Raw genomic sequence first — 16170 nt, 5'->3', positions numbered from 1 at the left:
GACTCATGACGACCCTTTCCGCGACCGACGTTTCGACCGTCACGAATCTTGCACAACACATGCGTGAAATGCGTGTGCGTGCCGAATCGATGCGGGCGGAGTTTGCGACCGGCGACCGCGGTTTCTTCTCGCCGATCGAGGACGACCAGGTCACGCATCTTTGGGTCTCGTACCACATGGCGCGGGCGGCGCTGCTAGAAATCCTGCACACAATCCGCACGACGGCCGGAAAAGCACGCGAAGACAATGCGGCCGAGTTCGCACTGGCGTACACGTCGGCGCTGATCCTGATCGATGCCGCTCGCACCCTTCGCGACCAGTTCGGTAAAGACGTCCTGGTGCGCCGAAAACTGAACGAATCGTATTCGTTGTTTGGCATCGACCGGAACAGCTTCGATACAATCCAACTGTCGTTGACCGATCCCAAAAATGCGATCGGCGTTCGACGTGCGAACCATTTCTATGACGACAATCGGGAACTCTTCCAGCGGTTGTCGTTGGCCGACGAGAATGTGGCGCGGTTGGTCTCGCTGATCGATGTCCTGCGCGAACGAGTTGCGATCGGTGCCAAGCGTTACCTCCGCGCTCGTGTTCATCAACTTCGCCAAGACACGCGTGAGCGATTGGTCGGCCAGAGCTTCGCTCGCTCGGTGTACGCCATTCAAGAATGGGGTTCGCGATTGGTCAGCAGCATTTCGACCAAGCCCGGCCACGTCGCCCGATTGCCCGCCCACGTCGCGGACGCCATCGCGGCGATCATTCAACCCGGCGACGTCTTTGTGACGCGAAAAGAAGCCGCCGTCACGAACTACTTCTTGCCCGGTTTCTGGCCACACGCGGCGATGTACGTCGGTAACGATCAGGTCGTCGAATCACTTAAAGACGGTGTTCGAGTCCGCACAATGGATTCGCCGCTGGGAAACGATGCGATCGCGTTGATTCGTCCGACACTCCCTGCGCCGCAAATCGATCAAGCCATCCGGCGCGCCCATTCGCATGTTGGTAAACCGTATGACTTTGATTTCGACTTCACGCGATCCGATCGCATGGTTTGCACCGAAGTCGTCTATCGCAGTTACGAGGGCCTCGGCGGGATGTCATTCGAATTGAAGAAACGCGCCGGACGGCAAACGATTTCGGCCGAAGACCTCTTGGAATTAGCAGTTGCCGGGCAGTCTTTCTCTACAGTTGCCGTTTACTGCCAGCGATTCGGTGACGCTTTGTTGACCGATCACGATGTGGCACCCGTGATGAACGCGACCGTCGCCACCCTGAAAAACAACTCTTAACTTCGCTACTGTAATATGAACTTACTCGATCGAATCGACCGGATCGTTCGCCCGATCACGATTCCTAACCTGACCGCCTTGCTGGTCGGTTGCCAGTTCGTGTTTTGGATCTTCAGTCTTGTTGACCCGACGATGATCGAACGAGGCACTTTGATTTGGGACAAAGTGATCGAAGGCGAAGTCTGGCGATTGGGAACGTTCTTGCTGGTCGCGCCGACGAGCAGTCCGATCTTCGCGATCTTCTACTTCTATATCTTCTACATGATGGGAACGGCGCTCGAACAACAATGGGGCAACGTCCGATACTGTTCATTCATGTATGTCGGACTCATCTTGACGTTGATCGCCGCCGGTATCGCGCACGACCAATCCGTGACCGGTTTCTTCCTCGAAGCAACCGTCTTTTTGGCCTTTGCGACCTACAACCCGAACTTTGAATTTCTCTTGTTCTTTGTACTGCCGGTGAAGATCAAGTACTTGGCGTGGCTGCAAGCGGCTTGGTACGTTCTGACGTTTCTTGCCGCGCCACTGGCTGGCAAGATGTTGGTTCTAGCATCAGTCGGAAACTACTTGCTGTTCTTCGGACGCGGGCTGTTTGGCCGCGGTGTTAGTCTGCAACGCAAAATGGCGTGGAACAAGAAACAGGTCAAACAGTCCAAGACGCCGCGACACGTTTGTCACGTCTGTGGCATCGACAGCACCACGGACCCAAGCGCCGACTTTCGATACTGCAGCCAGTGCGACGGCCATTTCGCGTATTGCCAAGATCACCTTCGCGATCACCCGCACGTGAACAAGAACGCAGTGAAGTAGCCAGTCACGAGACACCCGCACTCTGCCATTCTTTGATCGCTTCGACGGGCGAAACCAACATGATGACGTTCAACGTCAAGCAATCTCGGATCGTCACCAGCAGCACCAATTCCACGACCAGAAAAAACGCGATCGCCGTCAACGGGCGGACCCGTGAAGCAAACGCGTAGCCCAACAAGCACGCGATCACGTCGAAAATCGAGTTGGCGATCGAGTCACCAAAGTAATCCAACGAGATCGTGCCCTCGCGGTATCGGTTGATGATGATCGGCGAGTTCTCCAAAATCTCCCAACCGGCTTCGATCACAGTCGCAAGGATCCACTTCACATGGGTCGGAACCTTTGTCAGCAAGTTCAACGCGGCAAAGAAAATCAAGCCGTGCAGCACGTGTGAAAAGAAATAGGGATCGATCAAGTGCTGCGACGCATGAGACGTCCAAATGTCCCAGGCCCATGGGACCGGACGTCCACAGGCACACCACCACGTTCGCCTCATCGCTCGCAGAATCGTGACCATGACCACAGTCACGCCCACAATCCAGGCAACACAGCGAGTCCGTTGGTTGGCGTTCAATGGTTGGTTCCCTGCAAGACCGTTCGACTGGATTCGTTGTTTTCGATAGCGTCCCACATCGACGTCAATTCGGCCACCTTGTCCGGCATGTCGTTGTAAAGGTTGGTGGTTTCGGCCGGGTCGTTTTCCAAATGATAGAGCTGGCCCAATGGATCGCCTCGCTTGGCGGCGATCTTGCTGGGTTTCGAAAAACCTCCCGAACCAAGGCCCAAAATCAATTTCCAAGGCCCGCTACGGATCGTTTTCAATTTGCTGCCGCTCGACAACGCCAACGAAGATCGAACCGGTTCGTCGCTCCCGTGAAGCAGCGGCAGAATGCTGAAACTGTCGGGTCCTTCGTTTTCTGTAAGTTCCGTTTGCGCGACGGCGGCAAACGTGGCCAGCATATCGACGAACGAAATCGTTTGATCGCAACTCGAACCGGCTTTGACTTTGCCGGGCCATCTTGCAACGAAAGGCATTCGGTGCCCGCCCTCCCAAGCGTCCGCTTTCATGCCGCGCAATCCGCCGACCGAATCGTGCGAAAATCGATCTACGTCTTCGGCGTACCAGACCGGTCCGTTGTCCGATGTGAAGATGACCAGCGTATCGTCGGACATCCGCTCATCATCCAACGACTTCAGCACACGACCGATTTGTGCATCGACCATCATCACGAAATCGCCGTACATACCAGCGCCACTCTTGCCGCGAAAGGCTTCGACGGGCAACCATGGCGTGTGTGGCGCGGGATAGGCCAGATAGAGGAACAACGGCTGTTCGCGATCGTGGGCTTGAATCACCGAGACGGCTTCGTCGGTGAATCGCGGCAGGACTTCATCGAGTTCCAGCCCCGGCGCGATTCCGCCTTCTCGCCAAAACTCACCCTGAATCGGTGACCATCCCTCGCTTGAATTCGCTTCGATCGAGTCCGTCGGTGGATCGACGGCCCGGTTGCCCGAAATGTAGAAGTAGGGCGGGATATCCGTCGATGCTCGGATTCCAAAAAACGAATCGAATCCACAGTCCACGGGTCCACCCGGTAACGCATTCTCGTAACCGTTCTCGTTGAATCCGAGGTGCCACTTACCGACCATCGCCGTGCGAAATTCGCGTCGTTTTAGCACGGTCGCAATCGTCGCCTGATCGGGTCGGATCAGCGCGTGCTTTGGCCACTTGGAAACATCCGTGCGAAACGGGTAACGCCCGGTCAACAATCCGTACCGCGACATGTGGCACAGTGGTCCGGAGGCGTGCGCATCCGTGAATCGCATTCCGTCGCGAGCGAGCGAATCGATATTCGGCGTCGCGATCTTCGACTGTTCGTTGAAGCAAGCTGGATCGCCATAACCCATATCGTCGACCAGGATGAGGACGATGTTCGGAAGTTTGCTAGTTGCTGCTTCTAGCGTCGTGGTATCGAGCATGTGTGAAAACAGTGCCGCGCAAACCGCAAAGGCAAGTGCCGTTGTTCGATATTGCAAATTACGTGAGAGGCCTAGGCAGCAATGGACGCATCTTAGTTGAAGCGTCGACGTGGCTCGGATCTGAATCATATTGAATTCCTATTTTGTAAAACCACAGACAAACACAGATGGACACAGATTTGAGTCTGGAATGTCTGATCTGATCTGTGTCCATCTGTGGTTGAGATTTCCCAATTGAGAAGGACTAAAAAATGGTGGCGACGCATTACTGAAGACTGAGACGCATCGGATCATTGGGGCTTCTATGGAGGTGATCAATACGCTTGGACACGGTTTTCACGAGAAGGTTTACGAGAATTCACTTGTCATCGAATTTGGGCTCCAGGACATTCCGGTTAGTCAGCAACCACCTTTCCCGATCATTTACAAGGCCGTCGACGTCGGCCTCTACATCCCCGACTTGATTTGTTTCGATGCGGTCGTGGTGGATGCAAAGACGATTGACAAAATTACCGATCACGAGCTTGGCAAGATGTTGAACTACTTGAAAGTGACCGGTTTGCGAGTTGGAATGATCATCGATTTCAAGCTTGCCAAATTGGAATTCAAACGATTCGTCCGATGGTCGACTGCCCTGGTGTGACCTCGACTCACGGTCGGTTTGCAGTCGCGTTGTACCCAGGGTCGCCCGCGTCGGCTGGCATCGACGCATTCCATTTCAGCACCGCGTTCACCAAACGCTTGGTGACGTTTGCGTTGTCCGCCGAAACATCGTTGGCCTCTGCCGGATCCGCCGACACGTCGTGCAGTCTGGCGCGGCCACCATCGTAGTCGCAAAGCAGTTTCCAATCACCGACGCGGACGGCCAAGTCGGGAAGGTCGGTGTACTTGCGAAAATCTTTGCGGTCGGGCGGACGACGGAAAAAGACAGGCGTCTTCCGCGAATCGTCCGACTTTCCGATCAGAGTGTCGGCAAGGTTTTCGCCGTCGAAAACTGTCGCTTCGGGCATATCGACGTTGGCTAACGTCAACAACGATGGAACCAAATCGATCGCGGCGATCAACGAAGAACGGTTCACACTTCCACGCCGCGGCGACGGAATCAGGCCTGGACCCCACACGACCAACGGCGATCGAATGCCGCCTTCAAATAGCGTCGCCTTGGTCCCTGAATACGGTCCCGCCGTTCCCCCGTTGTCATCTGGGCCATTGTCCGAACAAATCATGATCAACGTGTTGTCTCGCAGCTTGTCGTCGTCGCGAATGCGATCGAGCAATTTCCCCATCTGCATATCCATTTCTTCCAACACCGAAAGGTACAAACCGTGCGGCGTCACAGACCAATTTTCGATCGTCGGAAAGTAGGGTGCGTGCACGTCGTCCGGCCAAACGTTGACATAGAACGGCTGATCCTTCTGTGTTGCCTCGTCGATGAACTCGATCGCTTCATCGACAAAGCCACCCGTGATCTCTGATCGCAACATCCAACGCACGGGCTCGCCCAATCGTTCGGCCTTATCCCAGATCCGACCCTTTTTGACGCCACCGTTTTTGGTCGGCACTTCGGTAAGGGGCAATAGTTTTGCGCCCATGCCTTCGAAGTTCGTCAGCGATCGGTCGAAACCATAGTCGGTGATCGGCGGCGCATCATCGACATCACGCTGGCCGCCCATATGCCATTTTCCACAGTGCGCCGTCGCGTAGCCGGACTGTTGCAAGTAGCGGGCCAGCATCGGCGCCGACGGATTTAACCACTGCGCCATGCCACGCTTTTCGTTGTCCGCTCGGTTGTTCAAAAACGAACTGATTCGGTGGCGGAATGGATACTGGCCCGTCGAAATCGCGACGCGCGATGGCGAACAGATTGGCGAGTTGACATAAAAGTTGTGAAAGCGAATGCCTTCTTCGGCCATTCGATCGATATTCGGTGTCGTGGCTTCGGTGTTCCCGAAACACGAAAAATCGCCCCACCCCATATCGTCGATGAAGATCAATACGATGTTCGGGCGTTCTGTCGCAGCGGCAATCGGCAACGTTGGAAAAAACAAGCAGCATAGAATCAGGAACAACGGTCGCATGGAATACTCTGGGTTAGGAAGTATCGAAACACGGCACCAGACTAACACGTGACGAGACCGACGCTGGGATTTCTACGCGCTCGCCTCGTCGAACACGCGATCGAATATCTTGCGGTTGCCCGTTCTGGCCGACTCGCATCGCCGAAGAACTTCGTTGGAATCGGGTTGCCCCATCAAAAACGCCAAATTGCTAAGCAGTTCTGGCTCGCTCGGCATCGCGTGCCGCGCCGGTGCCAACATCAACCGCAAACTTGCCTCGATCCGACGAAGCGTTCGATAACCTCCGATCAAGCCCTCCGCGTCATCGCCCGAAAGGTATCCAGCTTCGGCCAGCGCGCGCAGCGAGGCCGTCGTCCCTTGTCGAAGGATCGCCGGCGTCTGCTTTGCGTGCCGAAGGGTCAACATTTGGGCAACGTACTCCACGTCCATCGTTCCGCCGGCTCCGCGTTTCAAATTCTCGGGCTGGGCAGTTTCTTGTAAATCGAGCCGCATTTGGCGAATCTCGGTTGCCATTGCCGGCTCCCAAACCGTTGTCGCAATCGCCGCTGCGACGGATGCATCGACTTCGCGTCGCAGCACTCGCGAACCCGAAATCGCGCGGGCTTTGCACAATGCCAAACGCATCCACAACGGCGCGGCGTCGGTTTGGAACTGGTCCAAGAATTCGTCGACGGTGATCGCGATCGGACCGCTTTCATCGACCGGACGCAGACGCGAATCGAGTTCGTACAACTGGCCGCTCGGATGGGGATGGTTGATCCGCGAGACGACTTGTCGGGCGACTTGGTTAAAGAAGCGACGGTTCGTGGTGGTTGATCGACGGCCGCCGATCCGCCGCTGGGTTTCGCCCCCCACCGAATACAGAAAGATCGCGTCCAAGTCGCTTTGGTAATTGGGTTCGCGTCCGCCCAATTTCCCGAGTGCCAATGTGATCATCTCCGACGCGTTGCCTTCCGCATCAACAGGGTCGCCGTATTGATCGGCGACGATTTCTTGCTCGTACTGAATCACCCGTCGCAGGCATGCTTCGGCACAATCGCCGATCGCTTGGTGCGTCGCCTCAAGCGTTTCCTTGCCCAACATATCGCGTACGCCGATCATCAGGTGCGCGCCCGATTTGAAGGTGCGCAAGATATCATCGATCTCGGCCGCGCCTTTGCACAGTTCGATCGAGTGAGCATCCAGCCGATCGGCCGACGGCAACCGATTGATCACCAATGAATCGACCAACTCGTCGATCATGCCCGGATTGTCTGTCAAGATATCGGTCAAGTACGGTGCCCCCGCGCACAACCGGACCATCAATTGCATCGTCGGGGGGCTGGCGTCAAGCAATTCCCAGAGCGTCGCTTTCGCACCCAACGAGTCCGTCACCTTGACCATCGAATGCAGCGCCGCATCGGGGTTGGGCGTTTGCGCGACTTCGGCCAGCAACTTGGGCGCGATCGATGAAAAAATGTGGCGACATCGCAGCGGTGATAAAAACGGTACCGTTTCCGTGCTGAGCGATGCCAAGTCGGCCATCGCTGATCTCGGGTGCTTCAACTTGTAACGTTTCAGTGTTGCTTCGACCATGTCCGGATCGGGATCCGGATCGAGCAACAGGTCCGTTTCGGCAGGCGAAGCGGCTTCTTCGCCCAACGATTCGACCAGCAACTCGTTCATCAATTGCCGATTCATGATAAGCGTTGCCTTGAGCACTTCGTCGAATCGAACATCGTCGCCGTGGCCGGCATCACGATTGCGGAGTCCCAGTTGCCAAGCCAATCGCTGGCGATCGCCGGCGTCCGCCGGGATGGTGGTGATGGGTGGGGCAAAGGCGATGCTCAATTGATGCTGTAATCGACACAGCTTGGCATAGTTGTCCGCCAAACGAACTCGCGTATCGTCATCCAGATGTCCGGCGCGATGCAGGCTATTGATCGCATCCAGCGTGTTATGTTTTCGAATGCTGCGGTCGTGCCCGCCGTAGAACAATTGCAAGAACTGAATCGTCAATTCCAAATCGGCGCGTCCGCCCGCATCGTGGACGACGTCGCGGGCATCGGTATCTGTCGAAGTAGACGTTTCGGCGCGGCGACTGATTTTGTGCCGCATGGACCGAATCTCGGCGCGGTCGACGCGGCTGATGAATTGACGATAGATCCAGGGCTCCATCCGGGCAAGAAACGACTTGCCAAGGTCTCGTGAACCGGCGACCACGCGTGCCTTGATGAACGTCAATCGCTGCCAAGTCCGGCCGCTGGTTTCATAGATCCGCGCGGCTTCGCGAAAGCCACAGATGTGAACGCCGACTTCGTGACGGGGGCCTTCCCGAAGATCGATGTCGACACCCTCGTTGCGTTTCGCATCACCGCATAACAGCTTGACCGTATCGGCAACCACCGCGGAATAGAACTTGCCGTGCCAAACGTTTTTATGATCGATCGCGTCATACAAAAAGATGACACGCATCGGCGAGGCATAACCGATCTCCTCGCCGCCGAGATTCCCCAGACCAATCACCGTGATTTCGGGAATCGAACCGTCGGCCCGCTCCGGCATTCCTCGCAAATCGGCGAGCCGTTTCAGCGTAAAGCGAAGGCCAGCATCCAGAATCGCGTCGCTGAGATGGGCGATTTGGCGTCCAACCATGTCGGGTGAATCGCCGCGGACAAATTCGCCAAACGCGATCCGCATGATGTGCCGCGAATAGAACTTACGAATCACTAGCGCGGCACGCTTTGGTTGGTCGATGGTGGACAGCAACCGCGTCAATTCGGCAAGCAACGGCGCCGGGTCGTGGGAATGGTGGTGGCTTGCGCTGATCAGATCGAAGGTCTGTGGATCGGCGATCAATCGCTCGGCCAACGCCGGGTTGCTGGAAAAGAACAGCCCGAGCACCTCTGCGACGAGTGGCTCGCGCTGGAACCACTGGACCAGGTTGTCTGGGTCCTTACTTGACCGCACAAACCGGCTCATCAACCGAAGCACATTTTCGGTGTCTTGCAGTGGGCCCATCGAGTCCGTGAGGCATTCGCGGAGGGCAATTTGAAGGTTTTCGGCGTCCATGGTGCGATCGGCTGAGAACGTTTTCTTTTCGAAATGAAGTGGCGATGGGGAACCATCGGGGGCCGCCGCAGTCAGAAACAGTGTAAATCCCGCGCGACGAACCGTGTAGGCCTTGAACGTAACCTAACCTTTGGCACTGACGCGACGCGTACGGCCCGGCCGGCCGCGTTGTGGTGAGTCACCGTCACGACACACGTTGTTTTTTGGCAACGTCATCGTGTGGACAATTCACAACGCACGAGGGGTCGGCGTTTTCGGTTACTTTTCACGCAACCTCTTTGCAGATAACGACTTGCTATGATTTATGCCCTACCCAGTTGGAGCGATGGCACTGCTCCTGCTTGGACTCTCTCGGACCAAACCGATCGTTACGAACTAGGTTACGAGGAGCCGCTCGTGGGAAAGAAGTTTATCAGCCGCAGTCTGCAAGATGATGCGTTCGATGCCGACGAATCCGTCAGCCGTCGAAATCGCGTCATGGGTCAAGACTTGACCGATGCGATCGATGATGAAGTCGCCGTCGAAGACGACCGTCCGCGTCGCCGCGACGAATACACCGCCGACCCCACCGAGGACCCGGTTCGGATGTACTTGATGCAGATGGGCCAGATTCCGCTTCTGACCCGCGACCAAGAAGTCTCGGCCGCCCGCCAGATCGAAAAGACACGCGACCGCTATCGTCAAACGATGATGGCCACCGACTTCATGCTGCAAGGCGCCCTGAAGTTGCTCGAACAGGTCCGTGACAAAACCCTGCGACTGGACCGCACGATCGAAGTCAGCGTGACCAACGCGCCGGAAAAGAAGGCGATCATGTTGCGGATCGTTCCCAACGTGCGAACGCTCCAGCACCTGTTGTCGCAAAACCGCGCCGACTACATGACGGCCATCAACCGCAAGGTCCCGATGCGTCAACGCCGGGCCGCTTGGAAGAACTTGGTCATTCGCCGCAACAAAGCGGTGCGATTGATCGAGGAAATGAATCTGCGTACCAATCGGCTGCAACCGATTTTTGAAAAACTGCGCCGTGCCAACGAACGCATGACCGAAATCCGCACCACATTGGCGGACAAAGAATCGCTCGCGTTGCCAGGCATGGCGACCGTCGCTGAATTGAAGAGCGAACTGACGTACCTGATGCGTTTGACGTTCGAGACGCCTGCGACCTTGTCGCGTCGAATCAAACGCTGCGATGCGTACCGTGACGACTACGATGCCGCCAAGCGAGTCCTGTCCGCCGGCAACTTGCGTTTGGTGGTTTCGATCGCCAAGAAGTATCGCAACCGCGGTCTGTCGTTCTTAGACTTGATCCAAGAGGGCAACACGGGACTGATGCGGGCGGTCGACAAGTTCGAACACGCTCGCGGCTACAAGTTCAGCACCTACGCAACGTGGTGGATTCGTCAAGCGATCACCCGAGCCATCGCCGACCAAAGCCGCACGATCCGCGTGCCGGTTCACATGATCGACACGATGAACAAAGTCCGCCAGATCACGCGTGACTTGGTCCAAGAAAACGGCCGCGAACCCACGCCCGAAGAAGTGTGTGCCCGCAGCGGCATGTCGCTGGACGATACACGAATCATTTTGAAGATGAGCCGCCAACCCTTGTCGCTGGATCAACCGATCGGCGATCACGAAGAAAGCGTGTTCGGCGAATTCTTGGAAGACCACCGCGACATCGATCCGTTGATGGAAACGAACCGCGAAGCGTTGAAGGTCCAGATCGAACGGGCGATGGAAACATTGAATTATCGCGAACGCGAAATTCTGCGTCTTCGTTACGGCTTGGCGGACGGTTACACCTACACGCTGGAAGAAGTCGGACGGATTTTCCAAGTCACTCGAGAACGGGTTCGCCAAATCGAGAGCAAAGCGGTCCGCAAACTGCAACAACCGTATCGCGCCAAGTCGCTGGTCAGCTTCTTGGACGGAGCCGAGATTCAAATGCTCGAAGGCAGCGAAGCCCTCTAAGCCAGGAACTCGACCGGTTTCGATTAGATCGCCGTGGCCGACCGTTCTCCGGTCGGCCACCGGCATTTTCGGCCCAACATTTTTAGCCGAACCCGCCCGATAAATCGGCCGTCTGTACTCTGGATGCCCTGAATCGGACGACGCTTGACCAGATTCGGCGATCAAGATAGATTTTGGGACATCAGGCAGGCCGTCCCCGGCGGCACGCCCAGATCACGGTGGATGTAGCTCAGTTGGTTAGAGCGCTGGTTTGTGGTACCAGAAGTCGCGGGTTCGAGTCCCGTCTTCCACCCCTTCTTTCAAGGCACGTTGTTGCCTAACTGGTTCTAAGCGGACCTGGGAAACACGTCCTTGGATCGGGCGGGGGCCGTCAACTACGCTGAGCGTCTGATTGCATTGAGCTCACGTTTCACCATTCGAACGCTTCTCCTTTTCGCTGCGTTTTCGGCAGTGACATTTGGTGCTTGGAAGTGGCTTCGGCCACAAGATCCCAATCAAGCCGTTGACCGATTTTTGTGGAACGATCGGTCGAACGGTATCGCGACACAGCGTTGGGATTTCGGCTGGCAGTATGCCGGTGACATCCGTGGCAATGGTTCTTGCATCGTGCTGCATCACTATCGGCCCGAGCATGAAGTCTATGGTCAGCACGGCGGCTTTGAAGTTGTCATCCAATTGCCCAAAGACGCCGCCGTTGGAGATCAATTCGCTCTTTTCCCAATTCCTCCCGATCGCAAAGGCGAAGCCCAGCCTCATGATCGACGCTACACCTTGATGCTGCCCGGCGAATTTACGGTCCGGACCTTCGGTGATCACATGGGATCCCTCGTCGCGGAATCCGAGATCCGCAAGTCAACCGTTACTCTCAAAACAATGAGCGTTGATCGTGTGCTGATCCACGTGGAAGTGGATGTGACGATCCCAGAGTTTTACGACATCAATCTTGACCAGGATTTCACGTTGAAGCGAAATTCTAAAAATGACGGATGACCATGGCGCACATCAGCGTTGCACAGTATCCATCCGTTTTGTGTTTGTTGACTTGATGACCATGCCCCTCGATTACGACCGGCCTTCATGGAAAAGGAGGGTCAACCCATGCCGAGCGTTTCGGAAGTGCTATGATTACCTTTCCTGTCCCTGTTGGTCACCACACGTTACGCTACCGAGAGCTATTTTCATGCGAATTAAAACTCACTCCATCGGTTGGTTGTTCTTTGGGGTAACGGCGCTGCTCCCGATACTCGCGCAGGCAGAGACCGACTTGGATGAACCTGCATCGAAGCTGGTCGTGACGGTGTGCGAATATCGTGCTGAGATTGATGAGGATGCCAGTTCTTCGCCCAGCGAGATTGTTGCTTTGCTGACTGAGGGAGATGCGAAACCCGCTCGAACCATCCGGCTTTCAACGCTTAGTGATTGCGTGTCCCAGTTTCGTTCCAGCGAGCGGATTCGATTGCCTGTGCTGGCTTCCGATGGCGACGGTGTTAGCCAGCGTTGGGAGCAGATTGAGATTGGTACGATTCTCAAGGTGACTGCAAAACGATCATCGGATTCGGTCGCAATGACGATCGACTATACGTCGTCAAGCTTGGCGAACGACGACGTCGCGGCTTCCAGTCCGCTTGTGAAAGAGCGAACGATCCAGGGCACCTACTCGTTTCAATTCGGCGAACCCGTGCTCGTTGGTGGTTTGACATCCGGCGACGGTTTCTATCTGGTTGCAACGGTAAGCCAACCGGCTCCCGATTCGCCAACGCGAGTTGAACCGTAGCAATTGCGGTCGTCGCAATCCTACGAGCCGCCGTTCAGCCGAGAGGCTGTGTTAGATTTCGCCTGAATTTCAGTCTCCGTCCAGCTCTCGGATTTATGGCAATCGCGTCCGGCAATGGAGTTTGCATCGATGAGTAAGGTCCGGCAATTCGCGTTCCGTAGCCTGTGAAGTCACGCGGCAATGCGCAAAACCAAATGAGCAAATGAAGTGACTTCTATTCAACCGGAATCGAGCGACAACAACCCTTTCACCACATCGCTGAACGATTCGTTGCCGACGAAAGTCGCGGGGCCAAATCCGAGGGTGGCCGCGACGGAGGAAGAGTTGACGTTTCCTCGCGTGATGGCGATCGGGTCGCTGCTATTCGTCGCACTCTTTGCGTTAGTCTTGGGCCTTGCCATGCACGCCAGCACCGGCGTCGACCATCGCAATTCGATACCCCGTCAAACTATCGACCACGTCGTCGCGACCGGGATGGATGTTTCCGGCGTATGCCTTGTGTTCGCCGCATTCGGCGTGATTCGTGGGCGCCTAGCATTTGCCCGAAAGATGTCAGCGACTGGCATCGCGATCTTTTGCGTGATGGTTGTTGTCATGATGATCGTGCATTCGATTTCATAGGCGAAACGAGTTCGCCGCACGCGATTCATTGCACTAGAAACTTCAGCAGATCTCGCATCTCGTCGACGCTCATGGATCGTTCCAGTCCCGTTGGCATGATCGAAGTCTCCGTTGCTTTCTGTATTTCGATTTCGTTTAGAGGGATGTCGAACATCGTTCCATCGGCACCCTGATAGCGAGCGGCTTGGCCGACGCCAGGCGCATGCAACTTGATGCCCGTTCGGACAATCCCGTCGGTCGTCAACACCATCCACGGTACGTACAACGGCCCGACTTCTTTACTCGGTTGCAGGATGGATTCGAGAACGCGACGCCGTGACATTCTGCCCGCCAATGTCGTCAGGTCAGGTCCCGTTCGGGCGCCGCGCCCGGAGTGCATGTGGCACGCTGCACATTGACGTCTAAGAAACACTCTTGCACCCGCGTCCGGATCGCCGCCATCGCCGACCAGCGCGTCCCAAGCATCCAGATCGCTTGCCGGCGGGCTGGTGCCATGGTCGGTCGCGGGATTGGATCCAACGCGTACCGCTTCGGCGCTCAATTCAATGGGTTGATCAGACGATGCCCAATCCTGCATCAAATGGGTAGCGTGAGCGTGGTCCATCGATAAGCCCGCCAGGGCATCGGCGCGAGTCTGCGGATCAAGTGACGGATTCCCAACAATCGACTCGAGAACCTCGTTTGCCGAATCGCCTCGCCGAGCGGTCAGCAATCGGACAACTTCATGAGCCAGTTTTCGATCGGGTTGGTTGACGAGCCAAGTTCCCAACGTTTCGTCACTCGGAAGATCCGATTCAAACGGGATACGTTCCACCGCAAAGGCCCTAAGTTGGGGCGAGCGTGATTCGTCACTCGCCAGTTCGAACAGCCGTTGCTCGGTCGCCGGGTCTCTGGTTTTGCCCGATGCAGATCCCGTTTCGAGATAGGCGATCGATGCGATGGCGGCCGCAAACGTGGACGCCGATCCGTCGTCGCGGTTCATGACGTTCGTAATCGCGGGCAACCATTGTTTGTCACCGCGCTCCGTCGCCCAGCGCATCGACGCGACCAACACATCGCTTGATTCACTTTGCAATCCGGCTGCAATGATCCGACTCGCGATGGCATCGGACACCGATTGCGGATCACAAAGTGATCGCCAACGCCATGCCGTCAAAACGCCGACTTGCTGTGCCGCCGTCAGACGGCTTGCGTCAATCTTGCTGAGTCGGTCCTCGGAAGCCAACCGAGCGATCCCCGATTGTCGGACAAACGGATCGTCGCTTGCCAACGATTGAAGCGGATCATGCTTTGCGTGAACACTTCCCGGTGATGGCGATGTTGACTGTGTCGCCGGTTGTGGCGAATCAACTTTGCGAGAGATTCGCCATAACCTTCCTTTGCGATGGACCGAGTAGCTGCGGTCGATCCAGTCGGTGATGTAAACGGATCCATCGGGCGCGACCGCCATTCCGACGGGCCGAAAATCGGCGCCGCCCTGAACCAAGACTTCTGTTTCGCTTTGGAATGACTCACCGCGAGGCGACATCGAGTAGCGTTCGATGCGATTGTCGCCCCAACTGGTCGTCCACAGTTGGTCACCGACAACCGCGACGGCACAAACGGCCTCGCCGGTGCCCGTCACCATCGGTAGCGTCCCCGGCAACTCACCGTTCCAACATTGCAGCGGATGCGTTCCCGCGCGTCCGAATCGAAACTGAAAACCGTAGTCACCGGACATGACGACATGAAGCAATCGATTGGGCGGCATCGCGTCCGGATCATTATCAACGGCAATGAATCGATCGTCGCCGTCCATGGTCAACCCGAACGGATTCCAAAATCCTGTCGCCACACGTTGAACGTCGCTTCCATCCGGCCGACATCGAAAAATGTTCCCACCTTCGCCACCGCCGACTTGTCGCGAGCCGTCGGACCCGATGACCTGATAGGGCTCGCCAAAATTCTCGCCCTGCCCAACGTAAAGCCAGCCGTCGCTGCCGAGCGTCAAACCACCCAGCCCGTTGTGCGGGTAGTTCGCTTTGGTCTCGTGAGTCAGCAAGACTTCGAGAGCTTCCGCCCGACCATCGTCATCGCGATCGGCGATACGAATCACCTGGCTGCGGCTTGCGACGGCAAACGATCCATCGCCCAAGTTGGCAATGTTCATCGACGCTTCACCGCCTTCGTAAAACAACGTCGGCCGATCGACGATACGGTCACCATCGCTGTCGTCGAACCGGTAAATGCGATCGACCTTCGGGCCGTCGTAGTCCTCGGGTGGGAAGTGCGTATGGCTTTCGATCACCAACAACCGACCCGCGTCGTCGAAACAGCAGCCCGTGGGTGTCACCAACGTCGGTTCGGAAGTGACCAACTCCATCGTCAAGTCGGGATCGATTACGACCGGAGGTTTTGCGGCGGCGGCTGTCACGCTGATTGCCACCGTTCCGAAAGCGAGCAGGAATCGCATGCAAACGTTGCCGAACAAAGGCCAGTTCATGTTGTCACTTTCATCTACGGTTGAAGCGGTTACCGCGACGCTGATGCCCGCCATTCGCAAACGCGCGAGCAATCGCCGGGCTGGTATGATAGTGGGGTTCATCCGAAA

General features: G+C 56.4%; 12 protein-coding genes and 1 tRNA gene. 8 read left to right on the top strand and 5 right to left on the bottom strand.

Features of this window, described 5'->3' with window-relative positions:
- The first annotated feature begins 5 nt into the window (after positions 1–5).
- Both Poly51_RS04155 and Poly51_RS04150 read left to right on the top strand, forming a co-directional pair.
- Positions 6–1289, top strand: a complete 1284-nt coding sequence (locus Poly51_RS04155; protein ID WP_146454496.1) for a YiiX/YebB-like N1pC/P60 family cysteine hydrolase — start codon at positions 6–8, stop codon at positions 1287–1289.
- 15 nt (positions 1290–1304) lie between these two features.
- Positions 1305–2102: a hypothetical protein gene (locus Poly51_RS04150; protein WP_146454493.1), complete on the top strand. Its 798-nt coding sequence runs from the start codon at positions 1305–1307 to the stop codon at positions 2100–2102.
- Positions 2103–2106: 4 nt separating this feature from the next.
- Here the strand turns inward: Poly51_RS04150 and Poly51_RS04145 are convergent, their stop codons facing one another.
- Positions 2107–2676: a DUF2585 family protein gene (locus Poly51_RS04145; protein WP_246114249.1), complete on the bottom strand. Its 570-nt coding sequence runs from the start codon at positions 2674–2676 to the stop codon at positions 2107–2109.
- Entirely contained in the window at positions 2673–4082 is a 1410-nt protein-coding gene (locus tag Poly51_RS04140) for a sulfatase family protein (RefSeq protein ID WP_146454491.1), read from the bottom strand. The genes Poly51_RS04145 and Poly51_RS04140 overlap by 4 nt, the downstream gene beginning before the upstream one ends.
- 268 nt (positions 4083–4350) lie before the next feature.
- Between Poly51_RS04140 and Poly51_RS04135 the strand changes: the two genes are divergently transcribed.
- A complete protein-coding gene (locus Poly51_RS04135) occupies positions 4351–4725 on the top strand; it encodes a GxxExxY protein (protein ID WP_315853659.1) in 375 nt (124 codons plus the stop codon).
- A gap of 7 nt (positions 4726–4732) precedes the next feature.
- Here Poly51_RS04135 and Poly51_RS04130 read toward each other — a convergent pair whose 3' ends face one another.
- Both Poly51_RS04130 and Poly51_RS04125 read right to left on the bottom strand, forming a co-directional pair.
- Positions 4733–6160 (bottom strand): sulfatase family protein, encoded by a 1428-nt coding sequence (locus tag Poly51_RS04130; RefSeq protein WP_146454487.1) that lies wholly within the window; start codon positions 6158–6160, stop codon positions 4733–4735.
- Between the two features lie 72 nt (positions 6161–6232).
- Positions 6233–9211 (bottom strand): [protein-PII] uridylyltransferase family protein, encoded by a 2979-nt coding sequence (locus Poly51_RS04125; protein ID WP_146454485.1) that lies wholly within the window; start codon positions 9209–9211, stop codon positions 6233–6235.
- A 297-nt stretch (positions 9212–9508) separates the two neighbouring features.
- Here Poly51_RS04125 and Poly51_RS04120 point away from each other — a divergent pair, with 297 nt between their 5' ends.
- From Poly51_RS04120 to Poly51_RS04100, 5 genes are all read left to right on the top strand, one after another.
- On the top strand, positions 9509–11185 hold the full coding sequence (locus tag Poly51_RS04120) for a sigma-70 family RNA polymerase sigma factor (RefSeq protein WP_146454483.1): 1677 nt from the start codon (positions 9509–9511) through the stop codon (positions 11183–11185).
- A 217-nt stretch (positions 11186–11402) separates the two neighbouring features.
- Positions 11403–11478 (top strand) — tRNA-His (locus tag Poly51_RS04115).
- Positions 11479–11581: 103 nt separating this feature from the next.
- The gene (locus Poly51_RS04110) at positions 11582–12175 is read left to right on the top strand and encodes a hypothetical protein (protein WP_186775329.1); all 594 of its coding nucleotides are present in this window, start codon (positions 11582–11584) and stop codon (positions 12173–12175) included.
- A 190-nt stretch (positions 12176–12365) separates the two neighbouring features.
- Positions 12366–12959 (top strand): hypothetical protein, encoded by a 594-nt coding sequence (locus Poly51_RS04105; protein WP_186775328.1) that lies wholly within the window; start codon positions 12366–12368, stop codon positions 12957–12959.
- 207 nt (positions 12960–13166) lie between these two features.
- Entirely contained in the window at positions 13167–13580 is a 414-nt protein-coding gene (locus tag Poly51_RS04100; RefSeq protein WP_146454478.1) for a hypothetical protein, read from the top strand.
- A 25-nt stretch (positions 13581–13605) separates the two neighbouring features.
- On the opposite strand, the gene Poly51_RS04095 is transcribed toward Poly51_RS04100, so the two are convergent.
- Positions 13606–16164, bottom strand: coding sequence for a PVC-type heme-binding CxxCH protein (locus Poly51_RS04095; protein ID WP_186775327.1), 2559 nt, complete (start codon positions 16162–16164; stop codon positions 13606–13608).
- Positions 16165–16170: the final 6 nt, after the last annotated feature.

Source organism: Rubripirellula tenax (assembly GCF_007860125.1).
In the GTDB taxonomy this organism is placed as follows: domain Bacteria; phylum Planctomycetota; class Planctomycetia; order Pirellulales; family Pirellulaceae; genus Rubripirellula; species Rubripirellula tenax.
The sequence above is the reverse complement of the archived record's forward strand: the minus strand, read 5'-3'. Positions and strand labels throughout refer to the sequence as shown.

Bases quoted from the DNA above. Each gene is read 5' to 3' on its own strand.
- Poly51_RS04155 (WP_146454496.1), top strand. From the start codon at position 6: ATGACGACCCTTTCCGCGACCGACGTTTCGACCGTCACGAATCTTGCA.
- Poly51_RS04150 (WP_146454493.1), top strand. From the start codon at position 1,305: ATGAACTTACTCGATCGAATCGACCGGATCGTTCGCCCGATCACGATT.
- Poly51_RS04140 (WP_146454491.1), bottom strand. From the start codon at position 4,082: ATGCTCGATACCACGACGCTAGAAGCAGCAACTAGCAAACTTCCGAAC.
- Poly51_RS04130 (WP_146454487.1), bottom strand. From the start codon at position 6,160: ATGCGACCGTTGTTCCTGATTCTATGCTGCTTGTTTTTTCCAACGTTG.
- Poly51_RS04125 (WP_146454485.1), bottom strand. From the start codon at position 9,211: ATGGACGCCGAAAACCTTCAAATTGCCCTCCGCGAATGCCTCACGGAC.
- Poly51_RS04120 (WP_146454483.1), top strand. From the start codon at position 9,509: ATGATTTATGCCCTACCCAGTTGGAGCGATGGCACTGCTCCTGCTTGG.
- Poly51_RS04105 (WP_186775328.1), top strand. From the start codon at position 12,366: ATGCGAATTAAAACTCACTCCATCGGTTGGTTGTTCTTTGGGGTAACG.
- Poly51_RS04095 (WP_186775327.1), bottom strand. From the start codon at position 16,164: ATGAACCCCACTATCATACCAGCCCGGCGATTGCTCGCGCGTTTGCGA.